The 16768-nt window shown below is 59.9% G+C and carries 11 protein-coding genes, 6 tRNA genes and 3 rRNA genes; 4 read left to right on the top strand and 16 right to left on the bottom strand.

The genetic code is table 11. From position 1 onward, the window contains the following. Positions 1–8: 8 nt before the first annotated feature. The 16 genes from rplJ to WS54_RS14390 form a co-directional block, all read right to left on the bottom strand. Positions 9–506: a 50S ribosomal protein L10 gene (rplJ, locus tag WS54_RS14470; RefSeq protein ID WP_034209725.1), complete on the bottom strand. Its 498-nt coding sequence runs from the start codon at positions 504–506 to the stop codon at positions 9–11. A gap of 308 nt (positions 507–814) precedes the next feature. Continuing rightward, entirely contained in the window at positions 815–1513 is a 699-nt protein-coding gene (rplA, locus tag WS54_RS14465; protein WP_034209724.1) for a 50S ribosomal protein L1, read from the bottom strand. Continuing rightward, positions 1514–1945 (bottom strand): 50S ribosomal protein L11, encoded by a 432-nt coding sequence (gene rplK / locus WS54_RS14460; RefSeq protein ID WP_006477201.1) that lies wholly within the window; start codon positions 1943–1945, stop codon positions 1514–1516. A 141-nt stretch (positions 1946–2086) separates the two neighbouring features. After that, positions 2087–2644, bottom strand: coding sequence for a transcription termination/antitermination protein NusG (gene nusG, locus WS54_RS14455; protein WP_006400672.1), 558 nt, complete (start codon positions 2642–2644; stop codon positions 2087–2089). A gap of 1 nt (position 2645) precedes the next feature. Beyond that, complete coding sequence (gene secE / locus WS54_RS14450; protein ID WP_006753590.1) at positions 2646–3026, bottom strand: preprotein translocase subunit SecE; 381 nt, start codon at positions 3024–3026, stop codon at positions 2646–2648. 42 nt (positions 3027–3068) lie between these two features. Next, a tRNA-Trp gene (locus WS54_RS14445) sits at positions 3069–3144 on the bottom strand. Between the two features lie 59 nt (positions 3145–3203). Continuing rightward, positions 3204–4394, bottom strand: a complete 1191-nt coding sequence (tuf, locus tag WS54_RS14440) for an elongation factor Tu (RefSeq protein ID WP_034209732.1) — start codon at positions 4392–4394, stop codon at positions 3204–3206. Between the two features lie 66 nt (positions 4395–4460). Then, positions 4461–4535 (bottom strand) — tRNA-Thr (locus WS54_RS14435). Between the two features lie 22 nt (positions 4536–4557). Continuing rightward, positions 4558–4631: transfer RNA gene (locus WS54_RS14430), tRNA-Gly, on the bottom strand. Between the two features lie 43 nt (positions 4632–4674). Next, positions 4675–4760 (bottom strand) — tRNA-Tyr (locus WS54_RS14425). A gap of 1957 nt (positions 4761–6717) precedes the next feature. Beyond that, a 5S ribosomal RNA gene (gene rrf / locus WS54_RS14420) occupies positions 6718–6830 on the bottom strand. A 115-nt stretch (positions 6831–6945) separates the two neighbouring features. Continuing rightward, positions 6946–9826, bottom strand: a 23S ribosomal RNA gene (locus WS54_RS14415). A 347-nt stretch (positions 9827–10173) separates the two neighbouring features. Continuing rightward, positions 10174–10249 (bottom strand) — tRNA-Ala (locus WS54_RS14410). Positions 10250–10341: 92 nt separating this feature from the next. Then, a tRNA-Ile gene (locus tag WS54_RS14405) sits at positions 10342–10418 on the bottom strand. 64 nt (positions 10419–10482) lie between these two features. Beyond that, positions 10483–12015 (bottom strand): 16S ribosomal RNA (locus WS54_RS14400). The 16S, 23S and 5S rRNA genes sit together here with 2 tRNA genes alongside, the layout of an rRNA operon. A gap of 571 nt (positions 12016–12586) precedes the next feature. Further along, positions 12587–13852, bottom strand: coding sequence for an SGNH/GDSL hydrolase family protein (locus WS54_RS14390; RefSeq protein WP_059780346.1), 1266 nt, complete (start codon positions 13850–13852; stop codon positions 12587–12589). A 201-nt stretch (positions 13853–14053) separates the two neighbouring features. Here WS54_RS14390 and paaA point away from each other — a divergent pair, with 201 nt between their 5' ends. Genes paaA through paaD form a run of 4 tightly spaced genes read left to right on the top strand, consistent with a single transcriptional unit; the run spans position 14054 to position 16767 of the window. After that, the gene (gene paaA / locus WS54_RS14385; RefSeq protein ID WP_059780347.1) at positions 14054–15052 is read left to right on the top strand and encodes a 1,2-phenylacetyl-CoA epoxidase subunit PaaA; all 999 of its coding nucleotides are present in this window, start codon (positions 14054–14056) and stop codon (positions 15050–15052) included. A 36-nt stretch (positions 15053–15088) separates the two neighbouring features. Further along, on the top strand, positions 15089–15373 hold the full coding sequence (paaB, locus tag WS54_RS14380; RefSeq protein WP_034188015.1) for a 1,2-phenylacetyl-CoA epoxidase subunit PaaB: 285 nt from the start codon (positions 15089–15091) through the stop codon (positions 15371–15373). Positions 15374–15383: 10 nt separating this feature from the next. Continuing rightward, on the top strand, positions 15384–16187 hold the full coding sequence (gene paaC, locus WS54_RS14375; protein ID WP_059780348.1) for a 1,2-phenylacetyl-CoA epoxidase subunit PaaC: 804 nt from the start codon (positions 15384–15386) through the stop codon (positions 16185–16187). Positions 16188–16212: 25 nt separating this feature from the next. Further along, a complete protein-coding gene (paaD, locus tag WS54_RS14370) occupies positions 16213–16767 on the top strand; it encodes a 1,2-phenylacetyl-CoA epoxidase subunit PaaD (protein ID WP_034209524.1) in 555 nt (184 codons plus the stop codon). Position 16768: the final 1 nt, after the last annotated feature.

Genomic DNA, 16768 nt, shown 5'->3' with positions numbered 1-16768 from the left:
ACGCTCGATTACGCAGCTTCCGCTTGCTTCTTCTCGGCCAGCGCGGCCAGAGCACGCGCGAAGCCCGAAACAGGCGCTTGCATAACGAACAGCAGCTTCGAGAGCAGTTCTTCACGGCTCGGGATGCTTGCCAGCGCTTGCACGCCAGCCTTGTCCATCACCTTGCCATCGAACGAACCAGCCTTGATGACCAACTTGTCATTGCTCTTGCTGAAGTCGTTGACGACCTTAGCAGCGGCAATTGCATCTTCCGAGATGCCGTAGATCAGCGGACCAGTCATCTGCTCTGCCAGCGGAGCAAACGGGGTACCTTCAACGGCGCGACGCGCCAGCGTGTTCTTCAACACGCGCAGGTACACCTGTTTCTCACGCGCTTGCGCGCGCAGCTTGGTCAGATCGCCAACCGCAATTCCACGATACTCAGCCAGCACAACGGTCTGGGCCTTCGCGACTTGCGCGGAAACCTCAGCGACGACGGCTTGCTTGTCTTCTCTATTAAGCGGCACGGTTAGCCTCCAGAAACGATACGTTGGGCGCGACCGGCATGGTCGAAACCTCACGTACCTCGTTCAACAACGGCGTCCGACCTCGTTAGGAGTATTTCCACCTCACGCCGCGAATCGCTTCGCGGCCTGCGGCTTCACCACTGCAAAACTTTTTCGGGTTCGCCATCTGCGTTGGCTTGAATTAAGGGATCACCTGACTGCTGCGCCCCACCAACGGTCTTTGATAACCGGTTGTCCGCCTTGCTGCACGAACAACCGCCCAAAGCCCATGTGGGCCGCTTCGCGAACGAAGCGGCCCGAATACTTGCTTACTGTGCTGCCAGCGTAGCCTGGTCGACACGCACGCCGACGCCCATCGTGCTCGACAGTGCGATCTTGCGCAGGTACACGCCCTTGCTCGTTGCCGGCTTTGCCTTCTGCAGCGCGTCGATCAGCGCCGACAGGTTCGAACGCAGCGCGGTCGGCTCGAACGATGCACGGCCGATGGTCGCGTGGATGATACCGGCCTTGTCGACACGGAATTGCACCTGACCAGCCTTCGCGTTCTTGACGGCGGTTGCGACGTCCGGCGTGACCGTACCGACCTTCGGGTTCGGCATCAGGCCGCGCGGGCCGAGGATCTGGCCGAGCGTACCGACGATACGCATCGTGTCCGGCGAAGCGATCACGATGTCGAAGTCCATCTGGCCAGCCTTGATCTGCTCTGCCAGGTCTTCCATACCGACGATTTCCGCGCCTGCTGCACGAGCCTGCTCGGCCTTCTCGCCTTGCGCGAACACGGCAACGCGAACCGACTTGCCCGTACCTGCCGGCAGAACGACCGAACCACGCACGACTTGGTCCGACTTCTTCGCATCGATGCCGAGTTGGACTGCGACGTCGATCGACTCGTCGAACTTCGCGCTCGCGCATTCCTTCACGAGGCTCAGTGCGTCTTCGATCGCGTACAGCTTCTGACGGTCGACCTTGGCGGCAAATGCCTGACGGCGCTTGGAGATCTTAGCCATTTACACGCCCTCCACAGTGATACCCATCGAGCGTGCGCTACCAGCGATGGTGCGAACGGCTGCGTCCAGATCAGCTGCCGTAAGGTCCGGCATCTTGGTCTTCGCGATTTCTTCGGCTTGAGCGCGCGTGATCGAACCGACCTTGTCGGTGTGCGGCTTGCTCGAACCCTTGTCCACCTTCGCCGCCTTCTTGATCAGGACGGTCGCCGGCGGCGTCTTCATCACGAACGTGAAGCTCTTGTCAGCGAATGCCGTGATGACCACCGGCACCGGCAGACCCGGCTCCATGCCTTGAGTCTGCGCGTTGAACGCCTTGCAGAACTCCATGATGTTCAGGCCGCGCTGGCCCAGTGCCGGACCGACCGGCGGCGACGGGTTGGCTTTACCTGCAGGGATCTGCAGCTTGATAAAGCCGATAATCTTCTTTGCCATTTGAAACCTCATTGGAACGCCGGGGAAGGCGTTCGGTGAGTGATAACGCGCTTTCGCCGCTGGCTACTGACGCTCCTCAACGGCCATGACGCGGGCCGTAAGCGCGAAGGTGGGCAGCCTAGGCTGCCCACCGAATCGGGATCAAACTTTTTCGACCTGACCGAACTCGAGTTCGACGGGGGTGGAGCGGCCAAAAATGGTGACCGACACACGCACGCGCGATTTCTCGTAGTTGACTTCTTCGACGGTGCCGTTGAAGTCCGTGAACGGGCCTTCCTTGACGCGCACCATCTCGCCGACTTCGAACAGGGTCTTCGGGCGCGGTTTTTCGACGCCTTCCTGCATCTGCGACATGATCTTCTCGACTTCCTTCGGGGAAATCGGGGTCGGGCGGTTACGTGCCCCACCGACGAAACCGGTGACCTTCGCGGTGTTCTTCACGAGGTGCCACGTTTCGTCCGTCATTTCCATTTCCACCAGCACGTAGCCAGGGAAGAAACGACGCTCGGTCACAGCCTTGTGACCGCCTTTGACTTCAACCACTTCTTCGGTCGGGACCAGGATCTGACCGAATTTGTCCTGCATGCCGGCACGCTCGATGCGCTCTTGAAGCGCACGTTGCACGCTCTTCTCCATACCGGAGTAGGCGTGCACGACGTACCAACGTTTTCCGCTCGGGGATGCCGGAGTATCGCTCATATCATTTCCAACCCAGAATCGCCGAGAAAATCACCCATTCGATCGATTTGTCGCTCAACCAGAGGAAAATCGCCATCACGAGCACGAAACCGAACACGACGAGTGTGGTTTGCGTTGCTTCCTTGCGGGTGGGCCACACGACCTTCCGGACTTCCTTGTACGAATCCTTGGCAAACGCGATGAGACCCTTGCCAGGAGCGGACATGAGCCCGACGGCCACGCCGGCGATGATACCTACCGCCAACGCGGCACCGCGGACATACCACTGCTGATTGGCCAGCCAGAAGAAGCCCACGAATCCGGCCAAGACCAGCAATACGCCCAGGGCCAGCATCAGCTTATCGCCGGAGGTATTTACAGTTTCGACGGATGGATTCGCCATAACACCTTAAAACAAATGCCACGTAGGACACGTGGCGATTTTTGGCAGGGGCAGAGGGAATCGAACCCCCAACCTTCGGTTTTGGAGACCGACGCTCTGCCAGTTGAGCTATACCCCTAAACCATGCTGGGGCTGGCTGCTGCCAGCCCCAAAACTGTCGATCAACGAATAACTGGCTTACTCGATGATCTTGGCGACTACGCCGGCGCCGACCGTACGGCCGCCTTCGCGGATTGCGAAGCGCAGACCTTCTTCCATCGCGATCGGAGCGATCAGCTTCACCGTGATCGACACGTTGTCGCCCGGCATCACCATTTCCTTGTCCTTCGGCAGCTCGATCGAGCCCGTCACGTCCGTCGTACGGAAGTAGAACTGCGGACGGTAGTTGTTGAAGAACGGCGTGTGACGGCCGCCTTCGTCCTTGCTCAGCACGTACACTTCAGCCGTGAAGTGCGTGTGCGGCGTGATCGAACCCGGCTTCGCCAGAACCTGGCCGCGCTCCACGTCTTCACGCTTCGTGCCGCGCAGCAGGATACCCACGTTGTCGCCTGCCTGACCTTGGTCCAGCAGCTTGCGGAACATTTCAACGCCCGTGCAGGTCGTCTTCACCGTCGGCTTGATACCGACGATTTCGATTTCCTCGCCGACCTTGATGATGCCGCGCTCGACACGACCCGTCACCACCGTACCGCGGCCCGAGATCGAGAACACGTCTTCCACCGGCATCAGGAACGCGCCGTCAACCGCACGCTCCGGCGTCGGGATGTACGTGTCCAGTGCGTCTGCCAGGTTCATGATCGCCACTTCGCCCAGCTCGCCCGTGTCGCCTTCCAGCGCCAGCTTTGCCGAACCCTTCACGATCGGCGTGTCGTCGCCCGGGAAGTCGTACTTCGACAGCAGTTCGCGAACTTCCATCTCGACCAGCTCGAGCAGTTCCGCGTCGTCCACCATGTCGCACTTGTTCAGGAACACGATGATGTACGGAACGCCAACCTGACGTGCCAGCAGGATGTGCTCGCGCGTTTGCGGCATCGGGCCGTCTGCTGCCGAGCAAACCAGGATCGCGCCGTCCATCTGCGCCGCACCCGTGATCATGTTCTTCACATAGTCAGCGTGGCCCGGGCAGTCGACGTGGGCGTAGTGGCGGTTAGCCGTTTCGTACTCGACGTGCGCCGTGTTGATCGTGATGCCGCGCGCCTTTTCTTCCGGTGCCGCGTCGATCTGGTCGTACGCCTTCGCTTCGCCGCCGAACTTCTTCGTCAGAACCGTCGTGATCGCTGCCGTCAGCGTCGTCTTGCCGTGGTCAACGTGACCAATCGTACCAACGTTCACGTGCGGCTTGGTCCGCTCAAACTTTTCCTTGGCCATTTTCAACTCCAAAAAGGAATTTCACAGGTTGCGCCGCGCGCAAACAAGACACTGACTTTTTACTGCTGGTGCCCATGGGCAGGATCGAACTGCCGACCTCTCCCTTACCAAGGGAGTGCTCTACCACTGAGCCACATGGGCGCTACGCTTCAACTTAGCGGTCTGGAGCGGGTGAAGGGAATCGAACCCTCGTCGTAAGCTTGGAAGGCTTCTGCTCTACCATTGAGCTACACCCGCACGGGCCACTAACGATTCCTTACCGCTCACTGCGCTGATATCTTGGTGGAGGAGGTTGGATTCGAACCAACGTAGGCGTAAGCCAACAGATTTACAGTCTGCCCCCTTTAGCCACTCGGGCACCCCTCCGTAGAGAACTGACGATTATGGGGGTGCATCGCACTCCTGTCAAGCACATCCGGAAGATTATTTTCATTCTCTTCCCGACTTCCGCTTCCCACCGATCCCCGCCCTCGCCCGGCTAAGGCAAGCGCGAGATGTTGCCGATCGGTGCCACATCTTCGTCAGACTCCGTCTTCAACGCCGATCTGCATCTGCGCTAAAAACGAAAGACCGCCATCATACGGCCTCTTTCGCGCAATGCCAAGCGGTACGCACAAAATTTCGGCAAATTTCGTGCCGGGCCGACTCGGCGAGCCTGCGCCGGGGGTTCGCGAGAGATTCGATGGCGATTCCTGCAGGAATCGCCTGCCCGCCTCCGCATATGCCCGCTTGCTCCGGAACGGCATTCCTTTGGGGTCGCAACGGGACATTCCACGGCTTCGGCAGACTCCTGGTGCCGCTCGATACTGATCTGGTGATCCAACAGCAGCGTGGCTCACCGCTGAACTGCGGGACACCGAGGCGCGCTCGGTGCTCGGAGCGGCTCAACGGTCGCGATCGAAGTCCCGGGCGCTTTTGGGGGGTTGGATGGGCGTCGACTAGCGCGCGGCACAACTGATGGACGGAGTGGGATGGCCCAACGACGTCTCGCGGGATGTATCCGGCGGTTCTGCATGCCTCGATGTGATGATGGCCGCTACCTGGTGACGACGAGCTCCCTGTTCCGGCCGCTCCACCCCTTGGTGCCGCATCGAATGTTCCGCTGGTCGGCGCCGCCGCGTATCGTCGTGCAAGTCGCCCAGCGTCGTCGTCGGAGCGACTTACCGCAGCGACTCGTCAGCGTACACGCAACCCGCAACCGCTCGTACAGTGCCCGACTCGTCCAGCTGGGCGCAAATGCCGGCGCTGGGTTCGGCGCCAGTACCCTCGGCCATGCCTCCCACTCCCGAAGACGTCGGAAAGCCGATATGTGGCGCCGGAGCATCGACATCCGACGAGCACTGCCCGGCAATGCTCGAGCTGACCCGGAATCACGGCCGAAACACAGCACACAGTCCCCGCTGCGGGAGGCCCTCCGTTCGGCGATCCGAATACGACACATACAAGCCTCGCTCCAGGCGTCGACGCAAACAGCACGCCCTTCACACCGATGGGAAAAGCGCGAGGCCACGCAGGCGATGCTGCCACGCTCATCAAGAAAATTTACGCATGGCAGGACGGTCCGCAGCTGACCATCGAGAAGAACCGCGCCGACCTTTGATCTTCTTTGGCCCGCGATACGCACACGGCGCGGCCGATCGTCGACTGGGGGCACCTCCTGCCCCGATGATTCAGGCGTGGGTCACGCGCCGATACGTCTATTTAGAGGTGAAATGCGGCGAATAGACTAAAAGTAGCGCTTGATAGCGACATCGTTCGTCTCTTGACGCAGTTCAGTCGCGTGGTTTCATGGGGAACGAACGTTTACCAGCGGCGACGAGAGGGGCTGAGAGCGCCGACATTCTGCCCGTTCTTGCCAACTACGCGCGGGGGGACAGAGCGAGCGCGAGACACATCCCGCTGCCAGACGATAGCCATAGCGTACCGAGGTAGAAGATGGGCCAAATACACCGGCGATCGACGCGCACCGATCGATTATCGGATGAGGAGAACTCGCAACATCTCGTTGGCGTCGGTTCCGCGCAAGGGCCGGGCGGAGATTGCCACGGAGAAGTGCCAAGGCGATTTCTCGTTGCGCATCTGATGACCACCCACGCAAACGAGAAGTAAGAGGACCGTGCGTGCAGCAACACCCATTGCTGGCGTGCAGGCACCCCGAGAGGCGAGGTGCATTTGCGCCAATTTCGTGGAGGTGATTCCGATTTTAGCCGACACCTTCGGTCGACATCCAGCTCCTGCCACAACGGCGCTTCTCCGCATGTTTTTTTGGGCGCCGAAATGCAAAAACCCCCGCCTGATCGGGCGGGGGTTCTTGGCTTAGGGAGCCTGACGATTACCTACTTTCACACGGGAATCCGCACTATCATCGGCGTAGAGTCGTTTCACGGTCCTGTTCGGGATGGGAAGGGGTGGGACCGACTCGCTATGGTCATCAGGCAAAGAGGGTTGTTGCGTTGCTTCGCAGCGCAACCAATCCGGGAAGAAGCAGTAATTTCGAGTTGTGTGTATCGCACACGAGAATCAACAAGTCCTGTTAAGGCAGACTTGTTATAGGATCAAGCCTTACGGGCAATTAGTATCGGTTAGCTGAACGCATTACTGCGCTTACACACCCGACCTATCAACGTCCTGGTCTCGAACGACCCTTCAAGGAGGTCTAGCCTCCAGGGATATCTCATCTTAAGGCGAGTTTCCCGCTTAGATGCTTTCAGCGGTTATCTCTTCCGAACATAGCTACCCGGCGATGCCACTGGCGTGACAACCGGTACACCAGAGGTTCGTCCACTCCGGTCCTCTCGTACTAGGAGCAGCCCCCTTCAAATATCCAACGCCCACGGCAGATAGGGACCAAACTGTCTCACGACGTTTTAAACCCAGCTCACGTACCTCTTTAAATGGCGAACAGCCATACCCTTGGGACCGGCTACAGCCCCAGGATGAGATGAGCCGACATCGAGGTGCCAAACACCGCCGTCGATATGAACTCTTGGGCGGTATCAGCCTGTTATCCCCAGAGTACCTTTTATCCGTTGAGCGATGGCCCTTCCATACAGAACCACCGGATCACTATGACCTGCTTTCGCACCTGCTCGACTTGTCGGTCTCGCAGTTAAGCACGCTTATGCCATTGCACTATCAGCACGATTTCCGACCGTACCTAGCGTACCTTCGTACTCCTCCGTTACGCTTTGGGAGGAGACCGCCCCAGTCAAACTGCCTACCATGCACTGTCCCCGACCCGGATCACGGGCCAAGGTTAGAACCTCAAACAAACCAGGGTGGTATTTCAAGGACGGCTCCACCGAAACTAGCGTTCCGGTTTCATAGCCTCCCACCTATCCTACACAGATCGGTTCAAAGTCCAATGCAAAGCTACAGTAAAGGTTCATGGGGTCTTTCCGTCTAGCCGCGGGTAGATTGCATCATCACAAACACTTCAACTTCGCTGAGTCTCGGGAGGAGACAGTGTGGCCATCGTTACGCCATTCGTGCAGGTCGGAACTTACCCGACAAGGAATTTCGCTACCTTAGGACCGTTATAGTTACGGCCGCCGTTTACCGGGACTTCAATCAAGAGCTTGCACCCCATCATTTAATCTTCCGGCACCGGGCAGGCGTCACACCCTATACGTCCACTTTCGTGTTTGCAGAGTGCTGTGTTTTTATTAAACAGTCGCAGCCACCAGTTTATTGCAACCCCTTCACCCTCCTGGCGCAGGCCAGTCAAGCTACAAGGGCGTACCTTATCCCGAAGTTACGGTACCAATTTGCCGAGTTCCTTCTCCCGAGTTCTCTCAAGCGCCTTAGAATACTCATCTCGCCCACCTGTGTCGGTTTGCGGTACGGTCATCGTTAGACTGAAGCTTAGAGGCTTTTCTTGGAACCACTTCCAATTGCTTCGCGACCTAAGTCGCTCGCGCCACACCCTTGAATCCTGCGCCCGGATTTGCCTAAGCGCCTTCTCCAATGCAGCGACCGGGACTTCCAACACCCGGACAACCTTCCGCGATCCGTCCCCCCATCGCATCTAACGACGGTGCAGGAATATTGACCTGCTTCCCATCAGCTACGCATTTCTGCCTCGCCTTAGGGGCCGACTCACCCTACGCCGATGAACGTTGCGTAGGAAACCTTGGGCTTACGGCGAGGGGGCCTTTCACCCCCTTTATCGCTACTCATGTCAGCATTCGCACTTCCGATACCTCCAGCACGCTTTTCAACGCACCTTCGCAGGCTTACGGAACGCTCTCCTACCATGCGAGCAAGCTCGCATCCGCAGCTTCGGTATATAGCTTAGCCCCGTTACATCTTCCGCGCAGGACGACTCGATCAGTGAGCTATTACGCTTTCTTTAAAGGGTGGCTGCTTCTAAGCCAACCTCCTGACTGTTTTAGCCTTCCCACTTCGTTTCCCACTTAGCTATATTTGGGGACCTTAGCTGGCGGTCTGGGTTGTTTCCCTCTTGACACCGGACGTTAGCACCCGATGTCTGTCTCCCGTGATTGCACTCTTCGGTATTCGGAGTTTGCTATGGCGGGGTAATCTGCAATAGACCCCCCAACCATGACAGTGCTCTACCCCCGAAGGTGAGACACGAGGCACTACCTAAATAGTTTTCGGAGAGAACCAGCTATTTCCAGGTTTGTTTAGCCTTTCACCCCTATCCACAGCTCATCCCCTAACTTTTCAACGTTAGTGGGTTCGGACCTCCAGTACGTGTTACCGCACCTTCATCCTGGCCATGGATAGATCACCTGGTTTCGGGTCTACGCCCAGCAACTGAACGCCCTATTCGGACTCGCTTTCGCTACGCCTGCCCTATACGGTTAAGCTTGCTACTGAACGTAAGTCGCTGACCCATTATACAAAAGGTACGCCGTCACCCCTTGCGAGGCTCCGACTGTTTGTATGCATGCGGTTTCAGGATCTATTTCACTCCCCTCCCGGGGTTCTTTTCGCCTTTCCCTCACGGTACTGGTTCACTATCGGTCGATCACGAGTATTTAGCCTTGGAGGATGGTCCCCCCATCTTCAGACAGGATTTCACGTGTCCCGCCCTACTTGTCGCACACCTAGTTCTTTCATACTGTTTTCGCCTACAGGGCTATCACCTGCTATGGCCGCACTTTCCAGAGCGTTCGGCTAACAATACAAATAAAGAGTGCAAGGCTCATCCCATTTCGCTCGCCACTACTTTGGGAATCTCGGTTGATTTCTTTTCCTGCGGTTACTTAGATGTTTCAGTTCACCGCGTTCGCTTCACATGGCCTATGTATTCAGCCATGGATACTCCATAAGGAGTGGGTTTCCCCATTCGGATATCCCCGGATCAAAGCTTGTTTGCCAGCTCCCCGGGGCTTTTCGCAGGCTACCGCGTCCTTCATCGCCTGTGATCGCCAAGGCATCCACCACATGCACTTGTTCGCTTGACCCTATAACGAGTCTGTCTCATCTTTCGACGCTACAGTCGCTACAGGTTGAGTTCTCGCGTGTCGCTCAGCGTTAGTGCTTTAGCACTTACGCGGAGCCCACACTACGTGTGTGCCGTATTCCAAATTGAGCCGAACATGAAGTTCGAATCATCTTGAGATACATCGATACAATCACAACCCGGATAGTTTCCACGTCCATCTCAAAGACGCTTCCACTATCCAAATTACTTACTTCTTCCAGATTGTTAAAGAACGACAGCCGATATCTGTTGATATCCTCTGACTGGCTCAATCGCCAATGCCAAATCCTCGGTTCGCTTTCGAACCAAGCACTTCGCATTGAAGATTGGTGGAGGCAGACGGGATCGAACCGACGACCCCCTGCTTGCAAAGCAGGTGCTCTCCCAGCTGAGCTATGCCCCCATGAGTACAGATGCCTCAGGTGTACCTACAGCCTGCCGGCATGGGATGCTCGTAAGCGCTAAAGCGCTAACGATCACCGACACGTCAGACAATGGTGGGTCTGGTTGGATTCGAACCAACGACCCCCGCCTTATCAAGACGGTGCTCTAACCGACTGAGCTACAGACCCCTGAGTCTGTCTTTAAATTTACAGCCGATAAGCGTGAGCGCTCAACTTCGCGAGATAGCTCTGGAAAGGAGGTGATCCAGCCGCACCTTCCGATACGGCTACCTTGTTACGACTTCACCCCAGTCATGAATCCTACCGTGGTGACCGTCCTCCTTGCGGTTAGACTAGCCACTTCTGGTAAAACCCACTCCCATGGTGTGACGGGCGGTGTGTACAAGACCCGGGAACGTATTCACCGCGGCATGCTGATCCGCGATTACTAGCGATTCCAGCTTCATGCACTCGAGTTGCAGAGTGCAATCCGGACTACGATCGGTTTTCTGGGATTAGCTCCCCCTCGCGGGTTGGCAACCCTCTGTTCCGACCATTGTATGACGTGTGAAGCCCTACCCATAAGGGCCATGAGGACTTGACGTCATCCCCACCTTCCTCCGGTTTGTCACCGGCAGTCTCCTTAGAGTGCTCTTGCGTAGCAACTAAGGACAAGGGTTGCGCTCGTTGCGGGACTTAACCCAACATCTCACGACACGAGCTGACGACAGCCATGCAGCACCTGTGCGCCGGTTCTCTTTCGAGCACTCCCGCCTCTCAGCAGGATTCCGACCATGTCAAGGGTAGGTAAGGTTTTTCGCGTTGCATCGAATTAATCCACATCATCCACCGCTTGTGCGGGTCCCCGTCAATTCCTTTGAGTTTTAATCTTGCGACCGTACTCCCCAGGCGGTCAACTTCACGCGTTAGCTACGTTACTAAGGAAATGAATCCCCAACAACTAGTTGACATCGTTTAGGGCGTGGACTACCAGGGTATCTAATCCTGTTTGCTCCCCACGCTTTCGTGCATGAGCGTCAGTATTGGCCCAGGGGGCTGCCTTCGCCATCGGTATTCCTCCACATCTCTACGCATTTCACTGCTACACGTGGAATTCTACCCCCCTCTGCCATACTCTAGCCTGCCAGTCACCAATGCAGTTCCCAGGTTGAGCCCGGGGATTTCACATCGGTCTTAGCAAACCGCCTGCGCACGCTTTACGCCCAGTAATTCCGATTAACGCTTGCACCCTACGTATTACCGCGGCTGCTGGCACGTAGTTAGCCGGTGCTTATTCTTCCGGTACCGTCATCCCCCGACCGTATTAGAGCCAGGGATTTCTTTCCGGACAAAAGTGCTTTACAACCCGAAGGCCTTCTTCACACACGCGGCATTGCTGGATCAGGCTTTCGCCCATTGTCCAAAATTCCCCACTGCTGCCTCCCGTAGGAGTCTGGGCCGTGTCTCAGTCCCAGTGTGGCTGGTCGTCCTCTCAGACCAGCTACTGATCGTCGCCTTGGTAGGCCTTTACCCCACCAACTAGCTAATCAGCCATCGGCCAACCCTATAGCGCGAGGCCCGAAGGTCCCCCGCTTTCATCCGTGGATCGTATGCGGTATTAATCCGGCTTTCGCCGGGCTATCCCCCACTACAGGACATGTTCCGATGTATTACTCACCCGTTCGCCACTCGCCACCAGGTGCAAGCACCCGTGCTGCCGTTCGACTTGCATGTGTAAGGCATGCCGCCAGCGTTCAATCTGAGCCAGGATCAAACTCTTCAGTTCAAACCTGTTACTGTTTTCGGTTCAGTTAAGAACCGGTCGCTCACTCAAAGCTGACAGGAATATGAATCACTTCATAAACCTGACTTACTTTAGTGTGAGACTCTTGATACTTTTGCTATCTGATCCGAGGATCAGCTCGCTTTCATCAAGCGCCCACACTTATCGGCTGTTAATTTTTAAAGAGCATTCTGCGAGGGAACCTGAAGTTTCCCGGCAGCGCTGCGTTTTCAGCAGCAGAGAAGCGAGATTATGAACCGTGTTTCGCAGCTCGTCAACAACTTTCTGCACTACATCGTTGCGACTGCGGGGCCATCTTTCTGCGCCGTCGGGCTCGCTACTTCCGAACTCCAACAGCACCGCTTCCCTTCCTTCCGCACCGCGTTTCCGTTAGCGCGAAAGAGGCGTGATTCTATGCATCCGCCCCCGTCCGCGCAAGCCTTTTGTGAAGAAAGTTTGAAAAAGCCCCCGTGTGCTACCGCGCACGGAGGCCAGGGTGCGACGCACGATGTCGCGCTATCGGCTCGCAGGCCGTCGGCAATCTTTCTCTCTATATATAGAAGCTAGAAGCGCGTCACTTGCCGCCCGCCGCAGCCCGCAGTTGCTCGATCGGCACCGCGTCGGCCATCGCCGCATAGCCCGCATCGCTCGGATGGATACCGTCGCCGCTATCGTATCGGCGCTGCAGCACGCTCGGGCGCGCCGGATCGCGCAGCACCGCGTCGAAATCCACCACGCCGTCGAACCCGCCGCCGCTGCGGATCCACCGGTTCACCTCGAGCCGAATCGCTTCGCGTCCGGCCGGCAACGCCGCCGGCGTGAGCGTCGCGCCGAAGACCTTCACGCCCTGTCGGTGCGCCGCCTCGATCAGCCGGCGATAGCCGTCGATCAACGACGCGGCCGTCACCTGCGTATGCGGGTGATCGCAGTCGAGCCCCGCGCGCGGCGGCATCGCCGCGAAGTTGATGTCGTTGATCCCGATCAGCACGATCGCCGCCTTCACGCCCGAGCGCGACAGCGCGTCACGCTCGAACCGCGACGCCAGCGACGTGCCGTAACACGCGGAATCGCTGAGCAACCGGTTCCCGCTGATGCCGAGATTCACGACACCGATCGAATCGGCGCCCGACGCCATCAACCGGCGCGCGAGCGCGTCGGGCCAGCGACGGTTCCGGTTCACGCTGGAGCGCAGCCCATCGGTGATGGAGTCGCCGATCGCGGCGACGCTGGCATGCGCGGAACCGACTTCGACGGCCAGCTCGGTCACCCACGCATATTGAGTAAAATGGGTGCGGAACGCGACGGCGGCCGGATCGCTCACATGATCGCCGGGCCCAGACACATAGTTGAACTGGTTCGACACGCGATGCCAGACCGTCATCCGCTGGTTCGGCCCCATCCGGAGATCGATCGCATACGGCTGCGCGGCCGTCACGTCGATCGTCACCGGATCGCTTTCGAGCTCCTGACCCGGTGCGAGCGTCACCGACGCCTTGCCGCCGAACCGCACCGGCACCGCCGCGCCGCCGGCCAGTGCCGCCCCTTCGCCGGCGCGCGCAAGGCTCGCGGCCTCGACGACCAGCGGCGCACGACCGTATGCGTTGCTCACGCGAATCCGCGCGGCCCGCCCCGACACGGTCGGGTAGACGATCTGGCGCACGGTCCGCCCGGCCACGTCGGGGGCGCGGTAGAGCGGCGGCGGGGAGGCGAGATCGGGAATCGGCTGCAGCGCGGTCGCCCACGCGGCGACCCAACCGGCCGGCGCGGCCGACGCCGCAAGCGGCGACACGAACACGGCCGCGCCCAGCGCTACCGCGGCGAAACTGCTTCGAAATGACATCGGCAAAATCCTCATCGGAAAGCGGGCATTGTGCCGCAGAAGACGCGAGGCTCACTTGCGAGGCCGCACTCGCGGCGCCTGATCTCCACCCAATTCCCCTCGTTTACCCGAGTCTCGCTGCAAATCCTCAAGAAATTTATTAACCGACCGGTCGGTTGGTTTATACTTCGCAACACATTCAACCGGACGAGAGCTTTCGCCATGTACACGCAATCCCTCGACATCCCCGGCAACGTCGCGCCGCTCGACGCCGCAGCCGAGTCGCCCGAGCAGGCGCGGTTCGATGCGGTGATGGCCGCGGACGGCAAGATCGAACCGCAGGACTGGATGCCCGACGCGTATCGCAAGACGCTGGTACGCCAGATCTCGCAGCATGCGCATTCCGAAGTCGTCGGCATGCTGCCGGAAGGCAACTGGATCTCGCGCGCGCCGAGCCTGAAGCGCAAGGCGATCCTGCTCGCGAAGGTGCAGGACGAAGCCGGCCACGGCCTCTATCTTTACAGTGCGGCCGAAACGCTCGGCGTATCGCGCGATGCGCTGATCGACGCACTGCACGCCGGCAAGGCGAAATACTCGAGCATCTTCAACTATCCGACGCCGACCTGGGCCGACGTCGGCGTGATCGGCTGGCTGGTCGACGGCGCCGCGATCATGAACCAGATCCCGCTGTGCCGCTGCACGTACGGCCCGTACGCGCGCGCGATGATCCGCGTGTGCAAGGAAGAGTCGTTTCACCAGCGCCAGGGTTTCGATGCGCTGCTGTCGATGATGAAGGGCAGCGACGCGCAGCACGCGATGGTCCAGCAGGCCGTCGACCGCTGGTGGTGGCCGGTGCTGATGATGTTCGGCCCGAGCGACGCCGATTCGGTCCACAGCAGCCAGTCCGCGAAATGGGGCATCAAGCGGATCTCGAACGACGATCTGCGGCAGAAATTCGTCGACGCGACGGTCGACCAGGCGAAGGTGCTCGGCGTGACGCTGCCCGACCCCGACCTGAAATGGAACGAGGCGCGCGGCCACCACGACTACGGCACGATCGACTGGGACGAATTCTGGCGCGTGGTCAACGGCGACGGCCCGTGCAACAAGGAGCGCCTCGCGACTCGCGTGAAAGCACACGAGGACGGCGCCTGGGTGCGCGAAGCCGCGCTCGCGCACGAAGCGAAGCGCCGCGCCCGCGCCGAACAGCACGCCGCCTGAGCGGCACCCCTCGAATTCAGGAATCAGGAGAAAGCGATGAACAAGGAATGGCCGATCTGGGAAGTGTTCGTGCGCAGCAAGCAGGGCCTCGACCACAAGCATTGCGGCAGCCTGCACGCCGCCGACGCGACGATGGCGCTGCGCATGGCGCGCGACGTCTACACGCGTCGCCAGGAAGGCGTGAGCATCTGGGTGGTGCCGTCGTCGGCGATCACCGCGTCGGATCCGAACGAAAAGGCCGAACTGTTCGAGCCGGCGGGCGACAAGATCTACCGTCACCCGACGTTCTATACGCTGCCCGACGAAGTCAACCACATGTAACGCGCGCGCCATGACGATCACGCCCGAACACCTCTCCTACGTGCTGCGCCTCGCGGACAACGCGCTGATCCTCGGTCAGCGCAACGCCGAATGGTGCGGCCACGGCCCGATCCTCGAGGAAGACATCGCGCTCACCAACATGAGCCTCGACCTCATCGGCCAGGCGCGCATGCTGTATACGCACGCGGCCGAACTCGAGCGCCAGCTCACCGGCGCGACGAAGACCGAGGACGACTACGCGTACTTCCGCACCGAGCGCGAGTTCGCGAATTTCACGCTCGCCGAGTTGCCGCACTACGGCCCGGTGTCCGGCACCGCGCACGCCGACAAGGACTACGCGGTGACGATCGTGCGCAACTTCCTGTACGCGGCGCTGATGCTGCACGTATGGAGCGCGCTGGAAACGTCGACCGACACGCAACTGGCTGCGATCGCCGCGAAATCGGTGAAGGAAACCCGCTATCACGTCCAGCATGCGCGCGAATGGCTCGTGCGCCTCGGCGACGGCACCGACGAATCGCACCGCCGCGCGCAGGCCGCGCTCGACTACCTGATGCCGTACACGCGCGAATGCTTCGCCGCCGATGCGATCGACGACGCGATCGCCGCCGCGGGCATCGGCCCGGCACCGGCCGCAATCGAGGCCGCGTGGCGCGCGGACGTGGACGACGCGCTCGCGGAGGCCACGCTGACGCTGCCGGCGCCGGTGAAGCATGTGACGACCGGCAAGCGGGGCGAGCACTCGGAACACATGGGCTATCTGCTCGCGGAAATGCAGAGCCTCGCGCGCCAGCACCCCGGCGCGAGCTGGTAACCGGCCCACGCCACGGAGCCCGACGATGTCCGCCCAGACCGCTGCCCCCGCCCCCGCCACGCACCGCGACGATCCGCTGCTCGCCCGTGCGTGGGACGTGCTGGAAGCCGTGCCCGACCCGGAGATCCCGGTCGTGTCGATCCGCGAGCTCGGCATCCTGCGCGACGTCCGCCGCGCGGACGACGGCCGGCTCGAAGTCGTGATCACGCCGACCTACTCGGGCTGCCCGGCGATGTCGCAGATCGCCGAGGACATCGCCGCCGCGCTGCAGGCCGCCGATCTGCCGCCGCACCGGATCGAGACGGTGCTCGCGCCCGCGTGGACGACCGACTGGATCACGCAGGAAGCGCGCGACAAGCTGCGCGCGTACGGCATCGCGCCGCCGGCCGGCCAGTGCGGCAGCGCCGCGCCGCGGGAGAACGTCGTGCGCTTCGTGCCGCGGCCGGTCGCGGCGCCCGCCTGCCCGCGCTGCGGCTCCGCGCGCACCGAGCGTCTCGCGCAATTCGCGTCCACGGCCTGCAAGGCGCTGTATCGCTGCGTCGACTGCCGCGAACCCTTCGACTACTTCAAACCCTACTGAA

The organism is Burkholderia sp. NRF60-BP8, from assembly GCF_001522585.2.
Classification (GTDB): domain Bacteria; phylum Pseudomonadota; class Gammaproteobacteria; order Burkholderiales; family Burkholderiaceae; genus Burkholderia.
Note: the sequence above shows the minus strand (reverse complement) of the source record. Positions and strands in the feature narration are given on the sequence as shown.